Here is an 18,425-nt window from a genome sequence, read left to right on the forward strand (position 1 = left end):
TCCGTGGGGGGGGTGCGCCCGGATTCCGGATAAATGCCGATGAAAACGATCAGAGGCTCTGCTTAATGCTGCACACTGGTGAAAATTTCACCGCACGCGGCCTCTGGCCGCCAACTTTCAAGCCTTTTGCAAGAGGCTCACATGTACGCTACTTTTTTTTCCTGTTGGTGACAAGAGCTAATTCCTGCTCGGGGGGAGAGCATGGTCAAGCGGTATAAGGTTCTCGTGGGTGGGGAGTGGGTAGGTGAAGACCGCCCAGGGATCGAGGTTATCAATCCTTATGACGGTTCGGTGGTGGGAGTTGTGCCGGAGGCAACGGCTAATGACGTGGATCGAGCCATCGAATCGGCACGCAAGGGGTTCGCTGAAATGGCTGCTTTGCCAGCCTGCCGTCGCGCCGAGATCCTGGCGCGCGTCTCCGACTTTATTGTAAGGGATCGGGAAGAGATCGCCGAGATCATTGCGCGGGAGGCGGGTAAGTCCTGGAAGTATGCATTGTCCGAGGCGGACCGTAGTGCGGAAACATTTCGGTTTGCTTCCTTTGAGGCGTGCAACGCCCACGGCGAACTCGTCCCTATGGATGCGTCACCCGTGTCAGTAGGCCGCTTCGGCTATCATATCCGCACTCCCATTGGTGTTATCGGCGCCATCACTCCGTTCAATTTTCCCCTTAATCTTGTAGCGCACAAGGTTGCCCCGGCCATAGCCGCCGGTAACGCGCTCGTCCTAAAACCTGCAACGAAGACTCCCCTTTCATCTATTAAGCTTGCAAGTCTCCTGGCCGAGGCGGGTCTGCCAGCCGGAGCACTCAATATTGTTATCGGTAGTGGCAAGACTGTCGGCAACCGGCTTGTGGAAGATGAGCGTCTTGCGATGATCACCTTTACGGGAAGTCCGCCTGTGGGGGGGGAGATCAAGGCGAGAAGTGGACTCAAGCGCGTAACCCTTGAGCTTGGCTCCAATTCTCCAACAATTATTGAGGAAGACGGCGACGTGGATGCGGCTGTTTCCCGCTGTGTTGTGGGAAGCTTTGCTAACTCAGATCAAGTTTGTATATCTGTTCAGAGGATTTACGTCCACCATCGCCGCTATCAAGAGTTTCTGGGGAAATTTGTCACGTCAACGCGACTGCTCAAGGTAGGGGACCCGATGGATCGCGAGTGCGATATCGGTCCAATGATATCCAGGGTGGAGCTTGAGCGCGCGGTATCTTGGCTTGAGGAGGCGAAAGGCCTTGGCGCCAATATCGAGGCCGGCGGGCAGGTTATCGGCAATTGCCTGGAGCCAACCATTCTGAGTGGGGTAACTCCCGACATGAAGGTGGTCTGCTCCGAAGTGTTTGCTCCGATCGTGTCGGTGCTCCCCTATGATACCTTCGAACAGGCCCTCGACATGGCCGATGACTCCGTCTACGGTCTGCAGGCAGGGGTCTATACCCGGGACATAAACAAAGCGTTTCAGGCAATCAAGCGGCTTGACGTCGGTGGAGTCATCATTAACGATATCCCTACGTTCCGCGTTGACCACATGCCCTACGGGGGCAACAAGCAAAGCGGACTCGGTCGTGAGGGGGTCAAATACGCCATGGAAGAGATGACAAATATCAAGATGGTGTGTATTAATTTATAATAAATTAGCATATACTTTGTTCTCGTGGTGTAACCATCTGAAATTTGGTGCATGGTGAAAAAATTGTAGCAACAAAAAAATCTTGACATAATTTTTAAAGACAGTATATTCCATTCGTTGAGTTTATAAACCATGCGCTGTGCGCGAATATGGCAATCAAAAAAAGGAAAAGAGGTGAAACGTCAATGAAAAAACTGCTTTCTCTGACTCTGTGCCTTGCTATGGCCGTGGCTTTTGCTGCAGGCTGCAAGAAAAAAGAAGAAGCTCCGGCCACAACAACAACTACTACTACTACCCCGGCTGAGCAGGCTGCTCCGGCTCCGGCCCAAGCTCCGATGACTTCTGCCCAAGCTCCGGACACAACAACAACAACTACTACTACTACCCCGGCTGAGCACAAGTAATCAGCTTGCTTCTGCGAGCAATAGAAAAAGGCCCACAGAACTTTGTTCTGTGGGCCTTTTTCTATTGCGATGCCTGAAACCGGTTGACATGAAGCTTATTGCATGGTATCTGAGACGGTCATTTTATCTCGTAGATACTCTTGGAGGCCATGATGGAAAGAACATTCGCTATTATCAAGCCTGATGCGGTAGAGAGGAACATAGTCGGCAAGGTCCTCGAGAAGATCGAAACCGCAGGCTTCAGGATCGTGGGCATGAAGAAGATTTTGCTCTCCAAGAAGGAGGCAGAGGGGTTCTATTATGTTCACAGTGAGCGTCCCTTCTTCAATGACCTCTGCTCGTTCATGTCGCGCAGCCCCGTGGTGGTGCTGGTCCTTGAGCGTGAGAACGCCATTGCAAAGTGGCGCGAGGTCATGGGGGCCACTAATCCGGCCAACGCCGACGCTGGGACGATTCGCAAGGAGTTCGGCCTCAGTATCGAGGAGAACACGGTTCACGGTTCCGATTCTCCCGAGTCGGCTGCCTTCGAGATTCCCTACTTCTTCAGCCAGCTCGAACTCCTCTAGGTCATAACAAAGATTGCGAGGAAAAAAGCCCTTCCCCTGAAGGGCTTTTTTATATCCAACGACCATGATGAACGGTAAAACTGACGTTAAAAACCTGACCCTTGACGATCTTATTGCATTTCTTGCAGGCAAGGGGAAGGAACGCTACCGGGCGCGGCAGATCTTCAAATGGCTCTATCAAAAGGACGCCCGAAGTTTTGCCGAGATGACCGACCTTGCCAAAGACCTACGCCGGGATATGGCGGAAGCGGCGATCATCAGCAATCTCGAACCCGAGGCGCTGGAGGTGTCTCGGGACGGAACGCGGAAGTATCTGTTTCGTCTTGAGGATGGAAACACCGTCGAGTCGGTCCTTATCCCCGAAGAAGACCGCACCACTCTCTGTATATCGAGCCAGGTCGGCTGCGCCATGGCCTGCGAGTTCTGCCTCACCGGCACGTTCAGGCTCACCCGGAACCTGACCGCGGCCGAAATCGTGAACCAGATTTGCGCGGTGCGGCGAGACGTGCCGGTCCGCAACATTGTCTTCATGGGGATGGGGGAGCCGCTGGCCAATCTTGACAATGTCGTGAAGGCGCTCAAGATCATCCTCCACGATGACGGCCTCCAGTTCTCGACCCGACGGGTAACGGTTTCCACTGCGGGGCTTGTCCCGGAGATGGAGCGGTTGGGGCGCGAGGTGACGGTCAATCTGGCCGTCTCCCTGAACGCCACCACTGACGATGTGCGGGACCGGATTATGCCGATCAACCGCAAATACCCGCTCAGGATGCTGCTTGATGCCTGCCGCAGCTATCCCCTGCCGGGGCGCAGGAAAATTACCATCGAATATGTGATGATCAAGGGGCTTAACGATTCTCTGGAGGATGCCAAGCGGCTAGTGAAGCTATTGAGTGACATCCCTTCCAAGATAAATCTGATCCCCTTCAACGAGCACGACGGATGCTCCTTCAAAAGTCCCGAACAGGGAGCAATCGACGTGTTTCACAGTTATCTGCTGAGCAAACATTTCACGGTAATCACCCGATCGAGTCGTGGAGCTGATATCTCTGCGGCGTGTGGGCAACTTAAGGGGAAGCTGGACAAGAGCGTTGCGAGTATCTAATTTTACTGGCCCGGGAGGAAGACGGCATGAGTGAGCAGGTGATCGGCGTCATAGGAGGAAGCGGCCTCTACGAGATGGAGGGGTTGAGCGATATCCGGAGCGTGGCGGTGGAGACCCCTTTCGGCGCCCCATCCGACGAGTTCATCACCGGTGTTCTCGACGGGGTGCGTATGGTTTTTCTCCCCCGGCACGGGAAGGGGCATCGCCTCCTGCCTTCGGAGGTGAACTATCGGGCCAACGTCTACGGAATGAAGAAGCTGGGTGTCACACGGATCATCTCCGTCTCTGCCGTCGGCAGTATGAAAGAGGAGATCGCGCCAGGTCACATCGTGATTCCTGACCAGTTCATCGACCGCACCAATGCGACCCGGGCTAACACCTTCTTCGGCAACGGCGTGGTGGCCCACGTGCAGTTCGCTGATCCGGTCTGCTCAGATCTCTCTGGCTGCCTGTATGAGGCGGCAAAGGCCGCTGGAGCCACCGTCCACCGGGGAGGGACCTATATCTGCATGGAGGGACCGGCCTTCTCAACCCGGGCCGAGTCGAACCTCTACCGCTCCTTTGGTGTGTCGGTCATCGGTATGACGAACATCCCCGAAGCCAAGCTGGCCCGGGAGGCTGAAATCTGCTACGGGGTCATCGCCTTGGCCACCGACTACGACTGCTGGCACGAGTCCCACGATGAAGTGTCGGTGGATGCGATCCTGGCCATCATCCGCCAGAACGTGGTCATGGCAAAGACCATCATCGGCCATGCCGTCAAGCGTATCGGCGCCGAGCGCCCGTGCCCCTGTTCCGCGGCCCTTACCTATGCCATCATTACCGACCGCGGCGCCATTCCCGCCGAGACCAGGGAACGGCTTGATCTGATCATTGGCAAGTATCTGTAGAAAAATAAAGGAGATTCCCATGGGCATACTCGTTGTCGGTTCCGTGGCATTTGACTCGGTGGAGACCCCTTTCGGCAAGGTGGAGAACGTTCTTGGCGGTTCTGCCACCTATTTCTCGACGTCGGCAAGCTTTTTCACTGACGTGAGTCTTGTGGCGGTGGTGGGAGAGGACTTCCCCCAGGAACATGTGGAATTCCTCGAATCCCGCAACATCGATCTGCGCGGACTCGACCGGGAAGGAGGGAAGACCTTCCACTGGAAGGGGAAATACGGCTACGATCTCAACGAGGCCCAGACCCTGGAGACCCAGCTGAACGTATTCGAGAGTTTCAAGCCGCAGATTCCGGCCGCGTACCGGGATGCAGAATTCCTCTTCCTGGCCAACATCGACCCGGAGCTCCAGATGGAGGTCCTCAGTCAGGTGGAGAAACCGCGGGTCATTGCCTGCGATACCATGAACTTCTGGATATCTTCCAAGCCTGAGGCGCTCAAGGCGGTCATCGCCAAGGTCGACATCTTCATCATCAACGAGGGGGAGGCGCGTCAGCTCACCCAGGAGGCCAATCTCACCAAGGCGGCCCGCAAGATTCTCGCCATGGGGGTGAAGACTCTCGTTATCAAGCGGGGCGAATACGGCGTTCTCATGTTCAGCGACCATTCGGTATTTGCTGCACCGGCCTATCCCCTTGAAGACGTCTTCGATCCGACGGGGGCCGGTGACACCTTTGCCGGCGGCTTCATGGGGTACCTGGCCAACACGGGAGATACCTCCGAGGCTGGGGTTCGCCAGGCCATCATTTTCGGGAGCGTCATGGCGTCGTTCAACGTGGAGGACTTCAGCCTCAACAGGCTGAAGCGGCTCGACTACGGGGAGATTGAGGCCCGTTATCGCAGCTTCAAGGCGCTGACCCACTTCGAGGGTCTCGCCGAGGGGTAGGGGGGCTGCGGTGCGGCCCCGTTCGTTGACAACATTAGGCAAATCTGCTACGGTTCACGAGGCGTGAACCGGCTTACTGTGCAGGTTTTCACGCCTTCCACGTGGCTGATTTTCCCTTGTCCGGGTTAGAGGTGATATCCGTGAAATGTCTTCTTGTGCTGGCCGGCATGGCGCTCTTTTCCCTCGCAGCATGCGGCGTGACCGACGCTTCCCGGAAACAGGCATCGTACCACTTTCAGATGGGGCTCTCCTATCTAGGGGAAAACGACGCGACCCGCGCCCTCATCGAACTGGCGGAGGCGGAGAAGCTTACCCCCGACGATCCCGCCCTCCTGAACAGCCTCGGCCTTGCCTACTTCTACAAGAAACGGTACGATCTTGCGGAACAGAAATATCGCCGGGCCATCGAGCTCAAGCCCGACTACTCCGAGGCCCGGAACAACCTGGGAGTGAACTATCTGGAGATGCAGCGGTGGGACGATGCCGTGACCCAGTTCACACTGGTCCTTGCCGACATCTTCTTCATCAACCATGAGGATGCCCGGATAAATCTGGGCCTCGCCAACCTCGGCAAGGGGGACTATCCCCAGGCCCTTGCCATCCTTCGCCAGTCGGTCGCGACATCTCCCCGGAACATCATCGCCCGCATCGGACTCGGCAGGGTTTACTTCGCCATGGACCGCAACGACCTGGCGATCCAGGAATTCACCAAGGCCGTCGAGCTGAACAGGAACTACCAGAACGGATACTATTACCTTGCCCTTGCCCACCTGAAGGGGAAGGACTACGTGTCGGCCGCCGATGCGTTCCGGGAGTCGATGCGGATAGCCCCCGATTCGGAGAAGGGGCGGCTTTCCCGGGAATACCTGGAATCGATGCGCTGAGAGGTCCCCTTGTCTGACGCGCCTACCCCCGAGAGAGGGGGACTATCCATCGGCAACCTGCTGCGCGAGGCCCGCGAGTCTCGTGGGGAGTCGCGGGAGGACGCCGCCCGCGTCACTCGCATCGGGAAGAATTATCTTGCCGCTCTTGAAGAGGATGCATTCGACAGGCTCCCGAGTCCTGCCTATGTGAAGGGGTTCCTCCGGGCCTACGGGAAACACCTGGGGCTTTCGCCGGACGACCTGGTCAGCAGGTACGAGGAGCAGGTTAGTCCTGAGCCAGTCACGGAGCAGGGAGAGGAGGGAGGCATTTCCCCGTCCAGGGTCCATGTGCCGACGGCCACCCGCAATCGCTGGATGATTCCGCTGCTCCTCCTTGCCCTTGTGCTCATCACTGCGACGATTATTCCCGAGCGGAACCCGGTTCAGGATCGCACCATGCCTGATCAGACTCCCGCCAAAGCACTTCTCCCTCCCCTGCCTGTTCAGCTACCGGTGTCTTCGGCCGCTACAGCCACGCTACCGCCGCCGACAGTTCCAGCCGAAACGCAGGAGTCGCCTCCCCCTGAATCGAATATTCCCTCACCCGTGTCAGGTGGAATGGTTCTGAAGCTCAAGGTGAACCAGGACTGCTGGCTGAACATCACCATCGATGGGGCAGTCTCGCAGCAGTACGACTTGAAGGCCGGCGATCTGATAGAATGGAAGGGGGAGCGGTTCTTCTCGCTCGATCTTGGCAATGCCGGCGGGGTCGAGGCCGAATTCAACGGGAAGGGACTCCCGTCGTTCGGCGAGGCTGGCAAATCCGCCCACGTGGTCCTTCCGGCCGACCATGGTGAGGAACAGTAGCCCGAAAACCGGTACGGAACACGTCAGATCATTCAAGGAGAGGGTTTTCCATGCACATGGTGCGCTGTAGAAAATGCGGAAGAGTTATGAAGAGTGAGCGGATCGATCCTTACCGGGTGAAGCTGTCCTGTGTCTGCGGCTTTTCCGATTTTCGGACCGTTCCCGACAAGGCAAAAACGGTGAATCCTTTCTACCAGAAGGCGAGTTTGACCCCCCTTCTCGAGAGTGAAAAGGGGAAGATGGTTCTGACCATGCAGCGTGCAAACCGCGAACATCTGGAGATCATCTCCCTGGAAGAGATCAGCATGCTCGTCTCCTCCGACTTCAATTTGACGGAAGTGCTCCAGCACGTCACGAAGAAAGTGGCCGGACAGCTCAAGGTGAGCGTCTGCAGCATCTATCTCCGGGAGGGGGATGACCTTGTGCTGGCCGCCACCCACGGTTTCGACCCGGCCTTCATCGGCAAGATCCGGATCCGGATCGGCGAGGGGATCACTGGCACGGTTGCCAAGGAGGGGAGTCTCATATCCCTCACCCACGCCTCCAAAGATTCGCGTTACAAGCATTTTTCCGAACTCCAGGAGGAGAAGTACAATTCCATGCTTTCCTTCCCCATCAGCGACAAGAAGGAGATGTACGGGGTCATTAACCTCAATACCACCTCCATCAAGTCGTTTCAGGAGGATGAGATCTACTTTGTCTCCATCATCGCCAATCTGATTCTGACTGCCATAAAGCTTCGCCAGCAGGTGGCTACGGGTAAGAAAGCGTCGTAACCCGTTTACTTGACAGGGTAGGACTCCATGCTAGACTACTCAAACAGAACGCATCATGTGCCACCAGCGGAGTCAACCAATTGGCAGAGCAGGCAAAGAAGAGAATATTGGTCGTTGACGACGAGGAAAATGCCCGGATTGGACTGTCGAAGCTTCTCGAGAGAGAGGGGTTTGAGGTGGAAAGCGTCTCGAACGGCTATGAAGCCCTCAACTACCTCAATCAGCGGGAGGTAAACGTCATTGTCACCGACATCAACATGCCGGAGATGAACGGCATCACCTTCCTCAAGGAGCTCAATAAAAATTTTCCCGCGAGCAACGTCATCATGATAACCGCCTACGGCGGTGTCGAGTCGTACATCGAGGCTATGAACCTGGGGGCCTTCGAGTACATCAATAAGCCCATTAAGATTGAAGAACTCACGACAATACTGAAAAAGATCTTCAAGGACAAGGAAAGCTGCCACTGATCCGCAGATGATTTTCGGCTTACATCTGGCGGGTTCATTCAGATTTCTCCAGGGGGGTAGAGCGATGAAAACCTTTTCCACCATTATCTTTCCGACTGATTTCTCTGAAAACTCGGAGTATGCCTTCGACCATGCCCTGACCCTTGCCCGGCAGTTCAACGCCCGGTTGGTCGTCATACATGTCATCAACGAACCCGTGGATCTGCGCGGCTTTTACGTTCCCCACGTCTCCTTCGAAAAGCTCGAAGAAGAGATCGTGGAGGCTGCCGAGAAAATGATGGAAAAGTTTTGCCGGACCAAGCTTAAGGATTACGCCAACTACACCAGCTGCATCGTGTCGGGTATTCCTTATGACGAGGTCCTCAAAAAGGCTGAGGAGGAGGATGCCTCACTCATCGTCATGGGGACCCATGGCCGCAGGGGAATCGACCACTTCCTCTTCGGGAGCACGGCCGAACGGGTGGTGCGCAACGCCAAATGTCCGGTGATGACCGTGCGTCCTCCCGAGGCGTAGTGAGTTCTGCTTCATACAGGCAATAAGGGCAGCTTTGGCTGCCCTTTGTTATTCACAGATAGGGGGAGCAGATCATCCCATGGCTCATGAAGTAAGCGGTCCCAAGGGAACCCTTCTCATCATCGACGACGAGAAGGTTATCCTCGATCTCACTTCCATCGTACTCAGAAACCGCGGTTACACGGTCTACACCGCCCCTGATGCCGTGATCGGTCTGCAGGAGTTGGAGGAGTACCGCCCTCAGTTGGTGCTCCTCGATTACATGATGCCGGTCATGGACGGCTTCACCGCCCTCAAGGAGATCAAGCAGCACTTCCCCGACACCTACGTCATCATGTTCACCGGCAAAGGGAACGAAGAGATCGCCGTCGAGCTCATGAAAGCCGGGGCCTCAGACTACATCCTCAAGCCCTTCAATAATCAGGACTTGGTAGAGCGGATCGAGAGCGTCCTGCGGATCAGGGAGGTGGAGCTCAGGAACCGCGAGCTGATGGAGGAGCGGGAACACCTTCTGGCGGAGATCGAGGAGTGGAACCGGCAGCTGGAAGAGAGGGTCAGGGACAAGTCCGAGGCCCTCCAGCGGGCCCAGGCCGAGATCGTCCAGTCGGAGAAGCTCGCCTCGCTTGGGTACCTTTCGGCGGGCATGGCCCACGAGATCCGAAACCCCCTCAACTCCATAAACCTCTTTGCCCAGCTCCTGAAGAGCGGCTGCGACGATCCGGAGAAGCTCGACTTCATCGGCAAGATCCTCAAAGAAGTGGACCGGATCGACGATATCATGCGCAAGCTGCTCGATGCCTCGAAGCGTCCCCGATTCCAGTTGAGCGAGGTGCGGCTCGACCGGGTCATCGATGCCACCCTGGAGGTCTTCAGGCCCCAGACAACCCTCTATAACATCGGGGTGGTGAGGGACTTTCGCCACGTGCCGCCACCTTTCCAGGCAGACTCCTCCGAGATCGAACAGATCTTCACCAACCTGTTCCTGAACGCCATCCACGAGATGCACGGGGGCGGAACGCTCACCGTTCAGTTGGACCACGACGACCGGGATATCACGATACGGGTCTCCGATACCGGCAAGGGGATGCCCCGGGAGAACGTGCAGAAGATTTTCGACCCCTTCTTTACGACCAAGACGAGCGGCAGCGGTCTCGGCCTTGCGGTGGTGCTCCGCATCGTCAAGACCTACCATGGGAAAATCACCGTGGAGAAGAGCGAGGAGACCGGCACCACCTTTGCGATCAGGCTCCCGCTGCCCCCCTCCTGAGACCCCTTTCTCCTTTTCTTTTGGCCCCTGATTTTGTATGATGGCGCCCACTTTTCCCGAGTTTTTGATGAATTATAACTGATGCCGATTCTGGTACGAAACATTATCCTTTCCCCCGGAGAAGGGGACGAGTTGCTGCGTGCCCGGCTTGCCCTGCGCTTCGGGATGGCGGACCGGGATATCCGGACGGTGTGCCTGGTCCGCAAGAGCATCGACGCCCGCCGCAAATCCCGGGTAGTCATCGTCTGCACCGTGGAATGCCGGCTGGCCGACGAGGCGGGTTTTCTCGCGCGGCATGGCCACGACCCGGACGTAAAAGCCGTGGAGAGAGTGCCTCAACTGCCTCTGCCGCGGCTTGCCGGAGGAGGGCGGGTCGTTATCGTCGGCATGGGGCCGGCAGGGCTTTTTGCGGCCCTCAGACTCGTGGAATACGGCCTCACCCCCACCATCCTGGAACGGGGCAGACCGGTGGAGGAGCGGACCCGGGACGTGCAGGCCTTCTGGAGCCGCAGCGAGCTGGATCCCGAGAGCAACGTCCAGTTTGGCGAGGGGGGTGCCGGCACATTCTCCGACGGCAAACTTACCACGCGGGTAAACGACCCCCGGATCGGCTACGTCCTCGAAAAGCTCGTCGCCTTCGGCGCGCCACCGGAGATCCTGCACCTGGCCAAGCCCCACGTGGGGACCGATCAGTTGCGGCGGGTGGTGGCCGGCATCAGGCAGGGGCTCCTGGCCGCCGGCTGCGATATCCGCTTCCGGAGCCGGGTGACCGACATCGTTCTACGGGAGGGGCGGGTCGGCGCGGTGATCGTGAACGGCACCGATGAGGTTGCCGCCGATGTTCTCGTCCTCGCCCCGGGCCACAGCGCCCGCGATACCTACGAAATGCTCGACAGCCGGGGAGTTCACCTCCAGGCGAAGCCCTTTGCCATGGGGGTGCGGGTGGAGCATCCCCAGGAGCTCATCAACGGGATACAGTATGGTCGGGGACATCACCCTGCCCTGCCGCCGGCGGACTATGCCCTGGCCCATAACGACCGGCGCACCGGCCGTTCGGCCTACTCCTTCTGCATGTGTCCCGGCGGGGTGGTGGTGGCGGGAAGCTCCGAGAAGGGAGGCGTCGTCACCAACGGCATGAGTTCCCACCTGCGTAACTCCCCCTTTGCCAACAGCGCCCTGGTGGTCACCGTAGGACCCGATGATTTCGGCTCTCCGTCGTCCCTGGCAGGGGTGGAGTTCCAGCGGCTCTGGGAGCGGCGGGCCTTCGAAGCCGGTGGCGGGGGGTACCGGGCTCCGGCCCAGAATCTCCTTTCCTTCCTTGGCATGAAGGGGGGAAAGGGGGTATCCTCATCCTACCGCCCCGGGGTCAGGGAGACTGATCTCTCCCGGGTGCTTCCCGTTGCCGTGACGGAAACACTGAGAGAGGGGCTGCGCGTCTTCGACCGGAAGATGCGGGGCTTCGTCACCGCCGAGGCGACCCTCACCGGCGTGGAGACGCGAACCTCGGCGCCGGCGCGGATCGTACGGGGAGAGGATTGCCAGTCCGTGAGCCTGCCGGGGCTTTATCCCACGGGGGAGGGGGCCGGCTACGCGGGGGGGATCATGAGCGCCGCCCTGGACGGCATCCGGGTGGCCGACATCATTGCAGAGAAGATATCCGCCGAGACAAGGAGCGCGATTTGAACAAGGTTTATGTGAGCAGCATCAAGGACCGGGACCAGCTGGAGTCGGTCTTTCTGGTAAAAGACAAGATCATGGCCATGGCCAAGAACGGCAAGCCGTACATGACGCTGAAGCTCATGGACAAGACCGGCGAAATCGAGGGACGGGTCTGGGACAACGTGGACGAGCTCTCCGCCATCTTCGACCGGGACGACTTCATCGCCATCCGCTGCAAGGCCAGCGTCTACCTGGGGAAGATGCAGCTCGTCATCTCCGAGCTCCTGCGGGTGCCCGACGACCGGGTGCAGCTGGCCGACTTCCTTCCCGAATCGGACCGCCCCGTGGCCGAGATGGAGCAGGAGCTGGCCGCGCTCCTGGCGAGCTTCACCGACCCCCACCTGAAGGCCCTCATGGATGCCTTCTTCGGCGACGCCGAGCTCATGGCCCTCTACCGGATCGCGCCGGCCGCCAAGGGGATGCACCACGTCTACCTGGGGGGTCTCCTGGAGCATTCCCTGGCGGTGGCGCGGCTTGTGGATACCATCATTCCCCTTTACGGGGGGCTCAACCGCGACCTCCTCGTGGCCGGGGCGCTCCTCCACGATGTGGGGAAGGTGCGGGAGATGACCTACCAGCGCTCCTTCGACTACACCGACGAGGGGAAGCTGCTGGGTCACATCACCATAGGCGTGGAGATGGTGCAGGAGCGCATCGCCTCGATCCCCGGGTTCCCGGTGGAACTGGGGATGCTCCTCAAGCACATGCTCCTCTCCCACCACGGCCAGTACGAGTACGGTTCCCCCAAGCGGCCCAAGACCGTGGAGGCCACGATCCTCAACTACCTGGACGACCTGGACTCCAAGATCAACGGCATCCGGACCCACATCCGGAAGGAGGCCGAGAGCCAGAGCCGCTGGAGCTCCTACCACCGGCTCTATGACCGCTACTTTTTCAAGGAGAACTACTGTCCTGGGGAAGAGTACGACGAGGCGACCGAAGCGGAAGCCGAAGGAGCCTCCCCCGCGCCGCCGGTCCAGCAGCAGCCCGCACCGCCGGAACAGACAGCATCACCGGCACCGCAGCCCCTGCGTGAAGAGCAGAAGAAAAAAGGGTTTCACAACAACCCCTTCGAGCAGCTCCAGGGGAAGAATCTCGATCTGTTCAACCAATAATTTGTCTCGGGAGATACCGCATGATCTTCGAAATCGTTGTCGTCGGCCCCCTGGGGGTCAATTGTTTCATCCTCGGCTGCGAGGAGACCAGGGAGGGGGTGGTGGTCGATCCCGGCGCCGATGCCGACCGGATTCTTGCCCGGGTCCGGGCCCTCGGCCTCACCATCCGCACGGTCATCAACACCCATGGCCACTTCGACCACATAGGGGGGAACAGGTCGGTTCTCGAGGTCACCGGCGCCCGGCTCATGATCCACCGGGACGATGTCCCCTTCCTCTCCCGGGCCACCGACGTGGCAGCCAACTACGGCCTTGCCACCGAGAACTCCCCCCCGCCGGACGAGCTTCTGGAGGACGGGAAGACCGTCACCTTCGGGAAATGCGCGCTGAAGGTGCTCCATACGCCGGGCCATACCCCTGGCGGGTGCTGCCTCCTCCTGGAAGCGGAGGGGAAGGTCATCACCGGCGACACCCTCTTTGCAGAGTCGGTGGGGCGGACCGATTTCCCCGGTTCCTCCCACGAGGCTCTCATGGCATCCATCCGCACCAAACTCCTCCCCCTACCCGACGAGACCCAGGTCTACCCGGGGCACGGTCCGGCCAGCACCATCGGCCGGGAAAAGCGGTATAATCCGTACATAAACGAATAGTCCTCCCTTCTCCCCTCCCCGGCGGGGGAGGGGACCTCAACTGTGCAGGAGCGAGCCACCCATGCTCAACGGCAAGCAGATCGTCCTCGGCGTCACCGGCGGCATCGCCGTCTACAAGGCAGTGGAGCTCGTGCGGCTCCTGACCAAGGCGGGGGCCGACGTCCACGTCATCATGACCCGTTCGGCCACGGAATTCGTGGGGCCCCTCACCTTCCAGACCCTCACCGCGAACCCGGTCCACACGGAGATCTTCAACCTGATCGCCGAGCGGGAGATCGGCCACATTGCCCTGGCCGACCGGGCCGACCTCTTCATCATCGCCCCGGCCACGGCCAATGTCATCGGCAAGATCGCCAACGGCATCGCCGACGACATGCTCACCACCACTGTCATGGCCACCAGGGCGCCGGTTCTCATCGCCCCGGCCATGAACGTGAACATGTGCACGAACCCCCTCTACCAGGAGAATGAGGAGAAGCTCCGGCGCCATGGCTATCGCTTCGTGGCCCCGGTCAAGGGGATGCTCGCCTGCGGCTGGGAGGGGGAGGGGAAGCTCCAGGACCCGGCGGTCATCGTCGAGGAGGCGGTCCGGTCCCTCACCCGGCCGGACCTGGCGGGTGAGCGGGTTCTCGTGACCGCCGGGCCGACCCTGGAGGAGATAGACCCGGTCCGCTTCGTCAGCAACCACTCGTCGGGGAAGATGGGGTACGCCATCGCCCGGGCCGCCCGGCGCCGGGGGGCAGAGGTGGTTCTCGTGGCAGGTCCCACCTGTCTCGACGACCCGTGGGGGATCGAGACCATCCACGTCTGTTCCGCCGCCGAGATGCGCGATGCCGTCATGGAGCGGGTGGCGGCGAGCACCGTCATCGTCAAGGCGGCGGCCGTGGCCGATTACCGCCCCAGGAGCCGTGCTGCGGGGAAGATCAAGAAGTCTGCCGATGCCCTAGTGCTTGAGTTGGAGAAAAACCCCGACATCCTGGCGGAAGTGGGGGGGGTGAAGGGGGATCGGGTCCTGGTGGGGTTTGCCGCCGAGACCGGCGAGCTGGTGGAGAACGCCCGGAAGAAGCTCACCGGCAAGAATCTGGACCTGGTGGTGGCCAACGACATCGGCCAGCCGGGGGCCGGCTTCCACGTGGACACCAACATCGCCAAGCTCATCCACCGGGACGGCCGGGTCGAGGAACTCCCCCTCATGGGGAAGGACAAGATGGCGACGCTCATTCTCGACCGGGTGGCCGAGCTGCGGAAGCGGGGGATGCGGGAAGAAGAGTAAGGAGAGGGCGTGCCCCTATCCTTTCGACAGGATCTGCAACAGTTTTTCCGGCGCCCAGATGGCCTCCCGGAGCCGTTTTCTCATGGTATCCACCTGGGTAACAGCGTCATCCTTGGCGATCTTGCCGGCGTTGTAGAGGAGCCTGAGGTTTTTCCTGACCGCCTCGGCGGTGGCCAGTGCCCGTTCCCCCGTGGGGTCGGCCTGGAAGTAGCGGGACTCCTCCAGCCGGTTCAGAAAGTCGAATACCGCGTCCTCGGCCAGGTCCAGGTACTCGCTCCGGTCGTCCTCCTCCAACGTGTACCGGGAGGTGTCGGAGAGGGTCTTGAGCACCTGCTGCCACTTCTCCAGCCGGCTCACCAGGAGGATAGAGTTGAATATCCGCTTGTTGGTGCCGAAGGAGAAGATCGTGTCCGAGAGGACGTTCCGCAGCAGGGCGTCGTTGGCCTTGTAGTTCTCCGTGGCCACCTTCTTCCCCGCCTCCCAGATCTCCTGGTCCACGTAGGTTTCCAGACGCATCTCCCAGTAGGCGTGCTTCAGGGTGAGCGAGGAGAAGCTCTCCATGATCTTGTAGGGGACGTAGTAGTTGTGGGCCACGGTGTCGGCGGCCAGGTGCGAGAGATAGCCGAAGGCGCAGGCCTTCTGGGGCGGGTTCCAGGCGTACTCCAGAACCTTCATCCCGATCCGCCAGCGGTGGCAGTGCTGGAGGTAGTGGGTGAACTTCTTGCCGAGGGTGATGTCCGCCGCGATGCAGCCGTAGAGGAAATCGTGGGGGAAGGCGCCCACGACAGCCGCCACGGCGGGGCTCACGGCCTGGAGATTGTTGATGACGGCGGTGCCGAGCTGGAGGTGGACGCCGGCGCCCCAGGCAAAGGCGTTGGCGGGTATCAGGAGTAGTATGAGCAGAAAAACCGGCAGGATAGACATGGGAATCATGGTATGAAACCATTGGAAAAATGTAAAGGAATTTGCCGCCATGGGAGTTGACGGGGGACGGGAGACGATCGCTTCGCTCAGGCGCTACCTGGAGGAGCTGAAGGAGAGCGGCGTGGATGAGCTTCCCCGGGCCGCGGTGCCAAGGGGAGGAAAACCGGGTTCGCAGCCGGAGGCTGCCAGCCCCGCTGCTGCGCCCGCACCGCCGACGCCCGTTGCCGAATCGCAGATGGCCACGACCTCCGGCGAGACCCTTGACGATATCCGCCGCGACCTGGGGGACTGCGTCCGCTGCCAGCTGGGGAACCAGCGCACGAACCTCGTCTTCGGGGTCGGCAATCCCCGAGCCCGCCTCGTCTTCATCGGCGAGGCGCCGGGGCGGGAGGAAGATCTCAAGGGAGAGCCCTTTGTGGGCGAAGCGGGGCAGCTCCTCACGAAAATCATCCAGGCCATGGGCTTTGCGCGGAACGATGTCTACATCTGCAACGTGCTCAAGTGCCGTCCGCCGGGGAACCGCAACCCCCACCACGATGAGATCGTGCAGTGCGCCCCCTTCATGCTCCGGCAGGTGAAGGCCATCGGCCCCGAGGTCGTGGTGGCGCTGGGCACCTTCGCGGCCCAGACCCTCCTCGCCACCAAGGAGCCCATCTCGGCGCTCCGGGGGCGGTTCCACGACTACCACGGCATCCCCCTCATGCCCACGTTCCACCCGGCGTTTCTCGTGCGCTATCCCGAGCGCAAGCGCGAGGTGTGGGAGGACATGAAGCAGGTCATGGGGCTCCTGGGGAAGGGCGCGCCGGCAATAAAGGGATAAGGAGCGGCAACGATGGCAAAGGGCTATCAGGCCAACAAGAAACGGCAGGAGCAGATAGGCGCGCTGGGGAAGACCCTGGCGAAGCGGGCGGGCTTTGTCTGCGAGTGGTGCGAGGGGAAGGACGACCTGCGGCCCTGGGACTACCGCCCCGATGGGGAGCCGTCGGAGGAAACGCTGGCCCTTCTCTGTGGCCGCTGCCGTGAGATGGCTGGCGGGCGCCGGGGAGACCTCCACGAACTGCGGGAAATCCGCAATGCCCTCTGGAGTCCGGTTCCGGCCGTCGCCGAGGGGGCGGCCCGGGTGCTGGCTGCAAGCCGCGAGTCGTGGGCCCGGGAAGCCATCGAGGAGAGCTTCATCGACGAGGCCGTGAAGGCCGAACTGCTCCGGTAGTCGGGAGGAAAGACCATGTACGAGCATCTCTATGACGAACCCATGGGCGAGGATGTGCCGCTCCCCTTCGAGCTTCCCGAGTGGATCGCCTGCGCCCCCTTCGAGGAGTTCCTGGGAATGACCATTGAATCGGCCGAGGGGGGAAAGGCGCTTCTCACCATGCCGTTCCAGGTGAAACATGCCCAGGGAAAGGGGCTCATGCACGGCGGTGCCGTGACAGCCCTGGCCGATACGGCGGTTGCCATGGCCATCAAGAGCATGCTCCCCGAAGGGAGCCACTTCGTGACCACCGAGCTGAGCCTTACGTTCCACACCCCCATCCACGGGGGAGTGGTCACGGCTAGGGCCGAGGCGGTCAGGGAAGGGGAGCGGACCATCAGGGGGGTGGCGGAGGTCTTTGACGAAAAAGGGGTGAAGGCTGCCACCTTTACTTCGGTGTTCAGAATCAAGCGTAAGTAACCGGTATTCCCCTGCCGGTTTATCCCCCACAGCATGGTGTGGAAAGGGTACCGTTCTTGCAAAGTCTCTGATACTTGAACAGAGACGAGGTGGTACCCATGTCCGCCGCCCACCATCCAGCACCATTCCTGCCCCCGGAATCCTTCACCATCCCCCCACGGTGTGTGCCAACTCTGCCCTCTGGCGATACCCTGCCCGAAAAATGTCGATTGGTTTTGTTTGGCCCAGCAGTCACGACATCCGTCACTGCCTGTCACTGTCGTGTCAAAAATATGGTTTATGGAGCGGCGAGGAGGGAATCATGAAAAAGAAACTGGTCCAACTGGGGAGAAAAACCGGCCTTGAAGGGAGCGAACTGAGGAGTTTTTTCCGGATCGGCGTCTCGGGCCTCATCGCCGTGATCATTTCCGCGTTCACCGGCTCGGCCCAGGCTGGCGGGACCGACAACCCGCTCCCCCCTCAGTACGACTTCAAGCCACAGGCCAAGGAGCCCCTGCCGGAAAAGTGTCGCCAGAAACCGGACGGCGGTCCCTGCAAGGCCCTGTTCTGGAAGCACTATTTCGACCCGAAGACCGGCGAATGCAAGGAATTCGTCTACGGCGGCTGCGAAGGTGCGGTCCCCTTCGAGACCCGGGAGGAGTGCGAGGAGGAGTGCCTTGAGCAGCGTGCGGAGCCGGTGCTTCCCGATGGCGACTGCGGCGGCCCGTGGCCCGGCTATCCCTGCGGCACCAAGTACTACACCGTGAGCGTCCGGGATTTCCGGCACATTTCCCGCTGAACGGGGCGA

21 protein-coding genes are annotated in these 18,425 nt (G+C 60.0%); 20 read left to right on the forward strand and 1 reads right to left on the reverse strand.

Annotation, left to right across the window (positions count from 1 at the left end):
* Nucleotides 1-201: 201 nt before the first annotated feature.
* The 16 genes from RCH91_RS19265 (at nt 202) to coaBC (ending at nt 15,045) form a co-directional block, all read left to right on the forward strand.
* Nucleotides 202-1,629: an aldehyde dehydrogenase family protein gene (locus RCH91_RS19265; RefSeq protein ID WP_306536709.1), complete on the forward strand. Its 1,428-nt coding sequence runs from the start codon at nt 202-204 to the stop codon at nt 1,627-1,629.
* 185 nt (nt 1,630-1,814) lie between these two features.
* The gene (locus tag RCH91_RS19270) at nt 1,815-2,033 is read left to right on the forward strand and encodes a hypothetical protein (RefSeq protein ID WP_306536711.1); all 219 of its coding nucleotides are present in this window, start codon (nt 1,815-1,817) and stop codon (nt 2,031-2,033) included.
* 152 nt (nt 2,034-2,185) lie between these two features.
* Nucleotides 2,186-2,599: a nucleoside-diphosphate kinase gene (ndk, locus tag RCH91_RS19275; RefSeq protein WP_306536713.1), complete on the forward strand. Its 414-nt coding sequence runs from the start codon at nt 2,186-2,188 to the stop codon at nt 2,597-2,599.
* Between the two features lie 64 nt (nt 2,600-2,663).
* Complete coding sequence (gene rlmN, locus RCH91_RS19280; RefSeq protein ID WP_306536715.1) at nt 2,664-3,704, forward strand: 23S rRNA (adenine(2503)-C(2))-methyltransferase RlmN; 1,041 nt, start codon at nt 2,664-2,666, stop codon at nt 3,702-3,704.
* 26 nt (nt 3,705-3,730) lie between these two features.
* A complete protein-coding gene (gene mtnP, locus RCH91_RS19285; protein ID WP_306536717.1) occupies nt 3,731-4,594 on the forward strand; it encodes an S-methyl-5'-thioadenosine phosphorylase in 864 nt (287 codons plus the stop codon).
* A 19-nt stretch (nt 4,595-4,613) separates the two neighbouring features.
* Nucleotides 4,614-5,531, forward strand: a complete 918-nt coding sequence (locus RCH91_RS19290) for a PfkB family carbohydrate kinase (RefSeq protein WP_306536719.1) — start codon at nt 4,614-4,616, stop codon at nt 5,529-5,531.
* A 140-nt stretch (nt 5,532-5,671) separates the two neighbouring features.
* Entirely contained in the window at nt 5,672-6,415 is a 744-nt protein-coding gene (locus RCH91_RS19295) for a lipopolysaccharide assembly protein LapB (protein WP_306536721.1), read from the forward strand.
* Nucleotides 6,416-6,424: 9 nt separating this feature from the next.
* A complete protein-coding gene (locus RCH91_RS19300) occupies nt 6,425-7,261 on the forward strand; it encodes a helix-turn-helix domain-containing protein (RefSeq protein ID WP_306536723.1) in 837 nt (278 codons plus the stop codon).
* An 86-nt stretch (nt 7,262-7,347) separates the two neighbouring features.
* Entirely contained in the window at nt 7,348-8,037 is a 690-nt protein-coding gene (locus RCH91_RS19305) for a GAF domain-containing protein (RefSeq protein WP_306536726.1), read from the forward strand.
* An 80-nt stretch (nt 8,038-8,117) separates the two neighbouring features.
* A complete protein-coding gene (locus tag RCH91_RS19310; protein WP_306536728.1) occupies nt 8,118-8,507 on the forward strand; it encodes a response regulator in 390 nt (129 codons plus the stop codon).
* Nucleotides 8,508-8,571: 64 nt separating this feature from the next.
* Nucleotides 8,572-9,021, forward strand: coding sequence for a universal stress protein (locus RCH91_RS19315; protein ID WP_306536729.1), 450 nt, complete (start codon nt 8,572-8,574; stop codon nt 9,019-9,021).
* A gap of 79 nt (nt 9,022-9,100) precedes the next feature.
* Nucleotides 9,101-10,288 (forward strand): response regulator, encoded by a 1,188-nt coding sequence (locus tag RCH91_RS19320; RefSeq protein ID WP_306536731.1) that lies wholly within the window; start codon nt 9,101-9,103, stop codon nt 10,286-10,288.
* Between the two features lie 81 nt (nt 10,289-10,369).
* A complete protein-coding gene (locus RCH91_RS19325; protein WP_306536733.1) occupies nt 10,370-11,971 on the forward strand; it encodes an NAD(P)/FAD-dependent oxidoreductase in 1,602 nt (533 codons plus the stop codon).
* Nucleotides 11,968-13,122, forward strand: a complete 1,155-nt coding sequence (locus RCH91_RS19330) for a 3'-5' exoribonuclease YhaM family protein (protein WP_306536735.1) — start codon at nt 11,968-11,970, stop codon at nt 13,120-13,122. The genes RCH91_RS19325 and RCH91_RS19330 overlap by 4 nt, the downstream gene beginning before the upstream one ends.
* 20 nt (nt 13,123-13,142) lie before the next feature.
* Nucleotides 13,143-13,772, forward strand: coding sequence for an MBL fold metallo-hydrolase (locus RCH91_RS19335; protein ID WP_306536737.1), 630 nt, complete (start codon nt 13,143-13,145; stop codon nt 13,770-13,772).
* A gap of 61 nt (nt 13,773-13,833) precedes the next feature.
* Nucleotides 13,834-15,045 carry a bifunctional phosphopantothenoylcysteine decarboxylase/phosphopantothenate--cysteine ligase CoaBC gene (gene coaBC, locus RCH91_RS19340; RefSeq protein WP_306536739.1) on the forward strand — a complete coding sequence of 404 codons (1,212 nt, stop codon included), beginning with the start codon at nt 13,834-13,836 and terminating at the stop codon, nt 15,043-15,045.
* 15 nt (nt 15,046-15,060) lie between these two features.
* Here the strand turns inward: coaBC and RCH91_RS19345 are convergent, their stop codons facing one another.
* Nucleotides 15,061-15,978: a zinc dependent phospholipase C family protein gene (locus RCH91_RS19345; RefSeq protein WP_306536741.1), complete on the reverse strand. Its 918-nt coding sequence runs from the start codon at nt 15,976-15,978 to the stop codon at nt 15,061-15,063.
* A 40-nt stretch (nt 15,979-16,018) separates the two neighbouring features.
* Between RCH91_RS19345 and RCH91_RS19350 the strand changes: the two genes are divergently transcribed.
* The 4 genes from RCH91_RS19350 to RCH91_RS19365 all read left to right on the forward strand — a co-directional run bounded on the left by RCH91_RS19350 (nt 16,019) and on the right by RCH91_RS19365 (nt 18,416).
* Nucleotides 16,019-16,789, forward strand: a complete 771-nt coding sequence (locus RCH91_RS19350; RefSeq protein ID WP_306536743.1) for a uracil-DNA glycosylase — start codon at nt 16,019-16,021, stop codon at nt 16,787-16,789.
* Between the two features lie 12 nt (nt 16,790-16,801).
* The gene (locus RCH91_RS19355; RefSeq protein WP_306536745.1) at nt 16,802-17,179 is read left to right on the forward strand and encodes a hypothetical protein; all 378 of its coding nucleotides are present in this window, start codon (nt 16,802-16,804) and stop codon (nt 17,177-17,179) included.
* 15 nt (nt 17,180-17,194) lie between these two features.
* A complete protein-coding gene (locus RCH91_RS19360) occupies nt 17,195-17,638 on the forward strand; it encodes a PaaI family thioesterase (protein WP_306536747.1) in 444 nt (147 codons plus the stop codon).
* Nucleotides 17,639-17,939: 301 nt separating this feature from the next.
* Nucleotides 17,940-18,416: a BPTI/Kunitz domain-containing protein gene (locus RCH91_RS19365; protein WP_306536750.1), complete on the forward strand. Its 477-nt coding sequence runs from the start codon at nt 17,940-17,942 to the stop codon at nt 18,414-18,416.
* Nucleotides 18,417-18,425: the final 9 nt, after the last annotated feature.

Source organism: Geobacter sp. (genome assembly GCF_030834625.1).
Taxonomy (GTDB): Bacteria; Desulfobacterota; Desulfuromonadia; order Geobacterales; family Geobacteraceae; genus Geobacter.

Bases quoted from the DNA above. Each gene is read 5' to 3' on its own strand.
- RCH91_RS19345 (WP_306536741.1), bottom strand. From the start codon at position 15,978: ATGATTCCCATGTCTATCCTGCCGGTTTTTCTGCTCATACTACTCCTG.
- RCH91_RS19355 (WP_306536745.1), top strand. From the start codon at position 16,802: ATGGCAAAGGGCTATCAGGCCAACAAGAAACGGCAGGAGCAGATAGGC.
- RCH91_RS19265 (WP_306536709.1), top strand. From the start codon at position 202: ATGGTCAAGCGGTATAAGGTTCTCGTGGGTGGGGAGTGGGTAGGTGAA.
- RCH91_RS19360 (WP_306536747.1), top strand. From the start codon at position 17,195: ATGTACGAGCATCTCTATGACGAACCCATGGGCGAGGATGTGCCGCTC.
- RCH91_RS19335 (WP_306536737.1), top strand. From the start codon at position 13,143: ATGATCTTCGAAATCGTTGTCGTCGGCCCCCTGGGGGTCAATTGTTTC.
- RCH91_RS19305 (WP_306536726.1), top strand. From the start codon at position 7,348: ATGAAGAGTGAGCGGATCGATCCTTACCGGGTGAAGCTGTCCTGTGTC.
- coaBC (WP_306536739.1), top strand. From the start codon at position 13,834: ATGCTCAACGGCAAGCAGATCGTCCTCGGCGTCACCGGCGGCATCGCC.
- RCH91_RS19325 (WP_306536733.1), top strand. From the start codon at position 10,370: ATGCCGATTCTGGTACGAAACATTATCCTTTCCCCCGGAGAAGGGGAC.
- ndk (WP_306536713.1), top strand. From the start codon at position 2,186: ATGGAAAGAACATTCGCTATTATCAAGCCTGATGCGGTAGAGAGGAAC.
- RCH91_RS19270 (WP_306536711.1), top strand. From the start codon at position 1,815: ATGAAAAAACTGCTTTCTCTGACTCTGTGCCTTGCTATGGCCGTGGCT.
- RCH91_RS19315 (WP_306536729.1), top strand. From the start codon at position 8,572: ATGAAAACCTTTTCCACCATTATCTTTCCGACTGATTTCTCTGAAAAC.
- RCH91_RS19320 (WP_306536731.1), top strand. From the start codon at position 9,101: ATGGCTCATGAAGTAAGCGGTCCCAAGGGAACCCTTCTCATCATCGAC.
- RCH91_RS19365 (WP_306536750.1), top strand. From the start codon at position 17,940: ATGAAAAAGAAACTGGTCCAACTGGGGAGAAAAACCGGCCTTGAAGGG.
- RCH91_RS19290 (WP_306536719.1), top strand. From the start codon at position 4,614: ATGGGCATACTCGTTGTCGGTTCCGTGGCATTTGACTCGGTGGAGACC.
- RCH91_RS19350 (WP_306536743.1), top strand. From the start codon at position 16,019: ATGGGAGTTGACGGGGGACGGGAGACGATCGCTTCGCTCAGGCGCTAC.
- rlmN (WP_306536715.1), top strand. From the start codon at position 2,664: ATGATGAACGGTAAAACTGACGTTAAAAACCTGACCCTTGACGATCTT.
- mtnP (WP_306536717.1), top strand. From the start codon at position 3,731: ATGAGTGAGCAGGTGATCGGCGTCATAGGAGGAAGCGGCCTCTACGAG.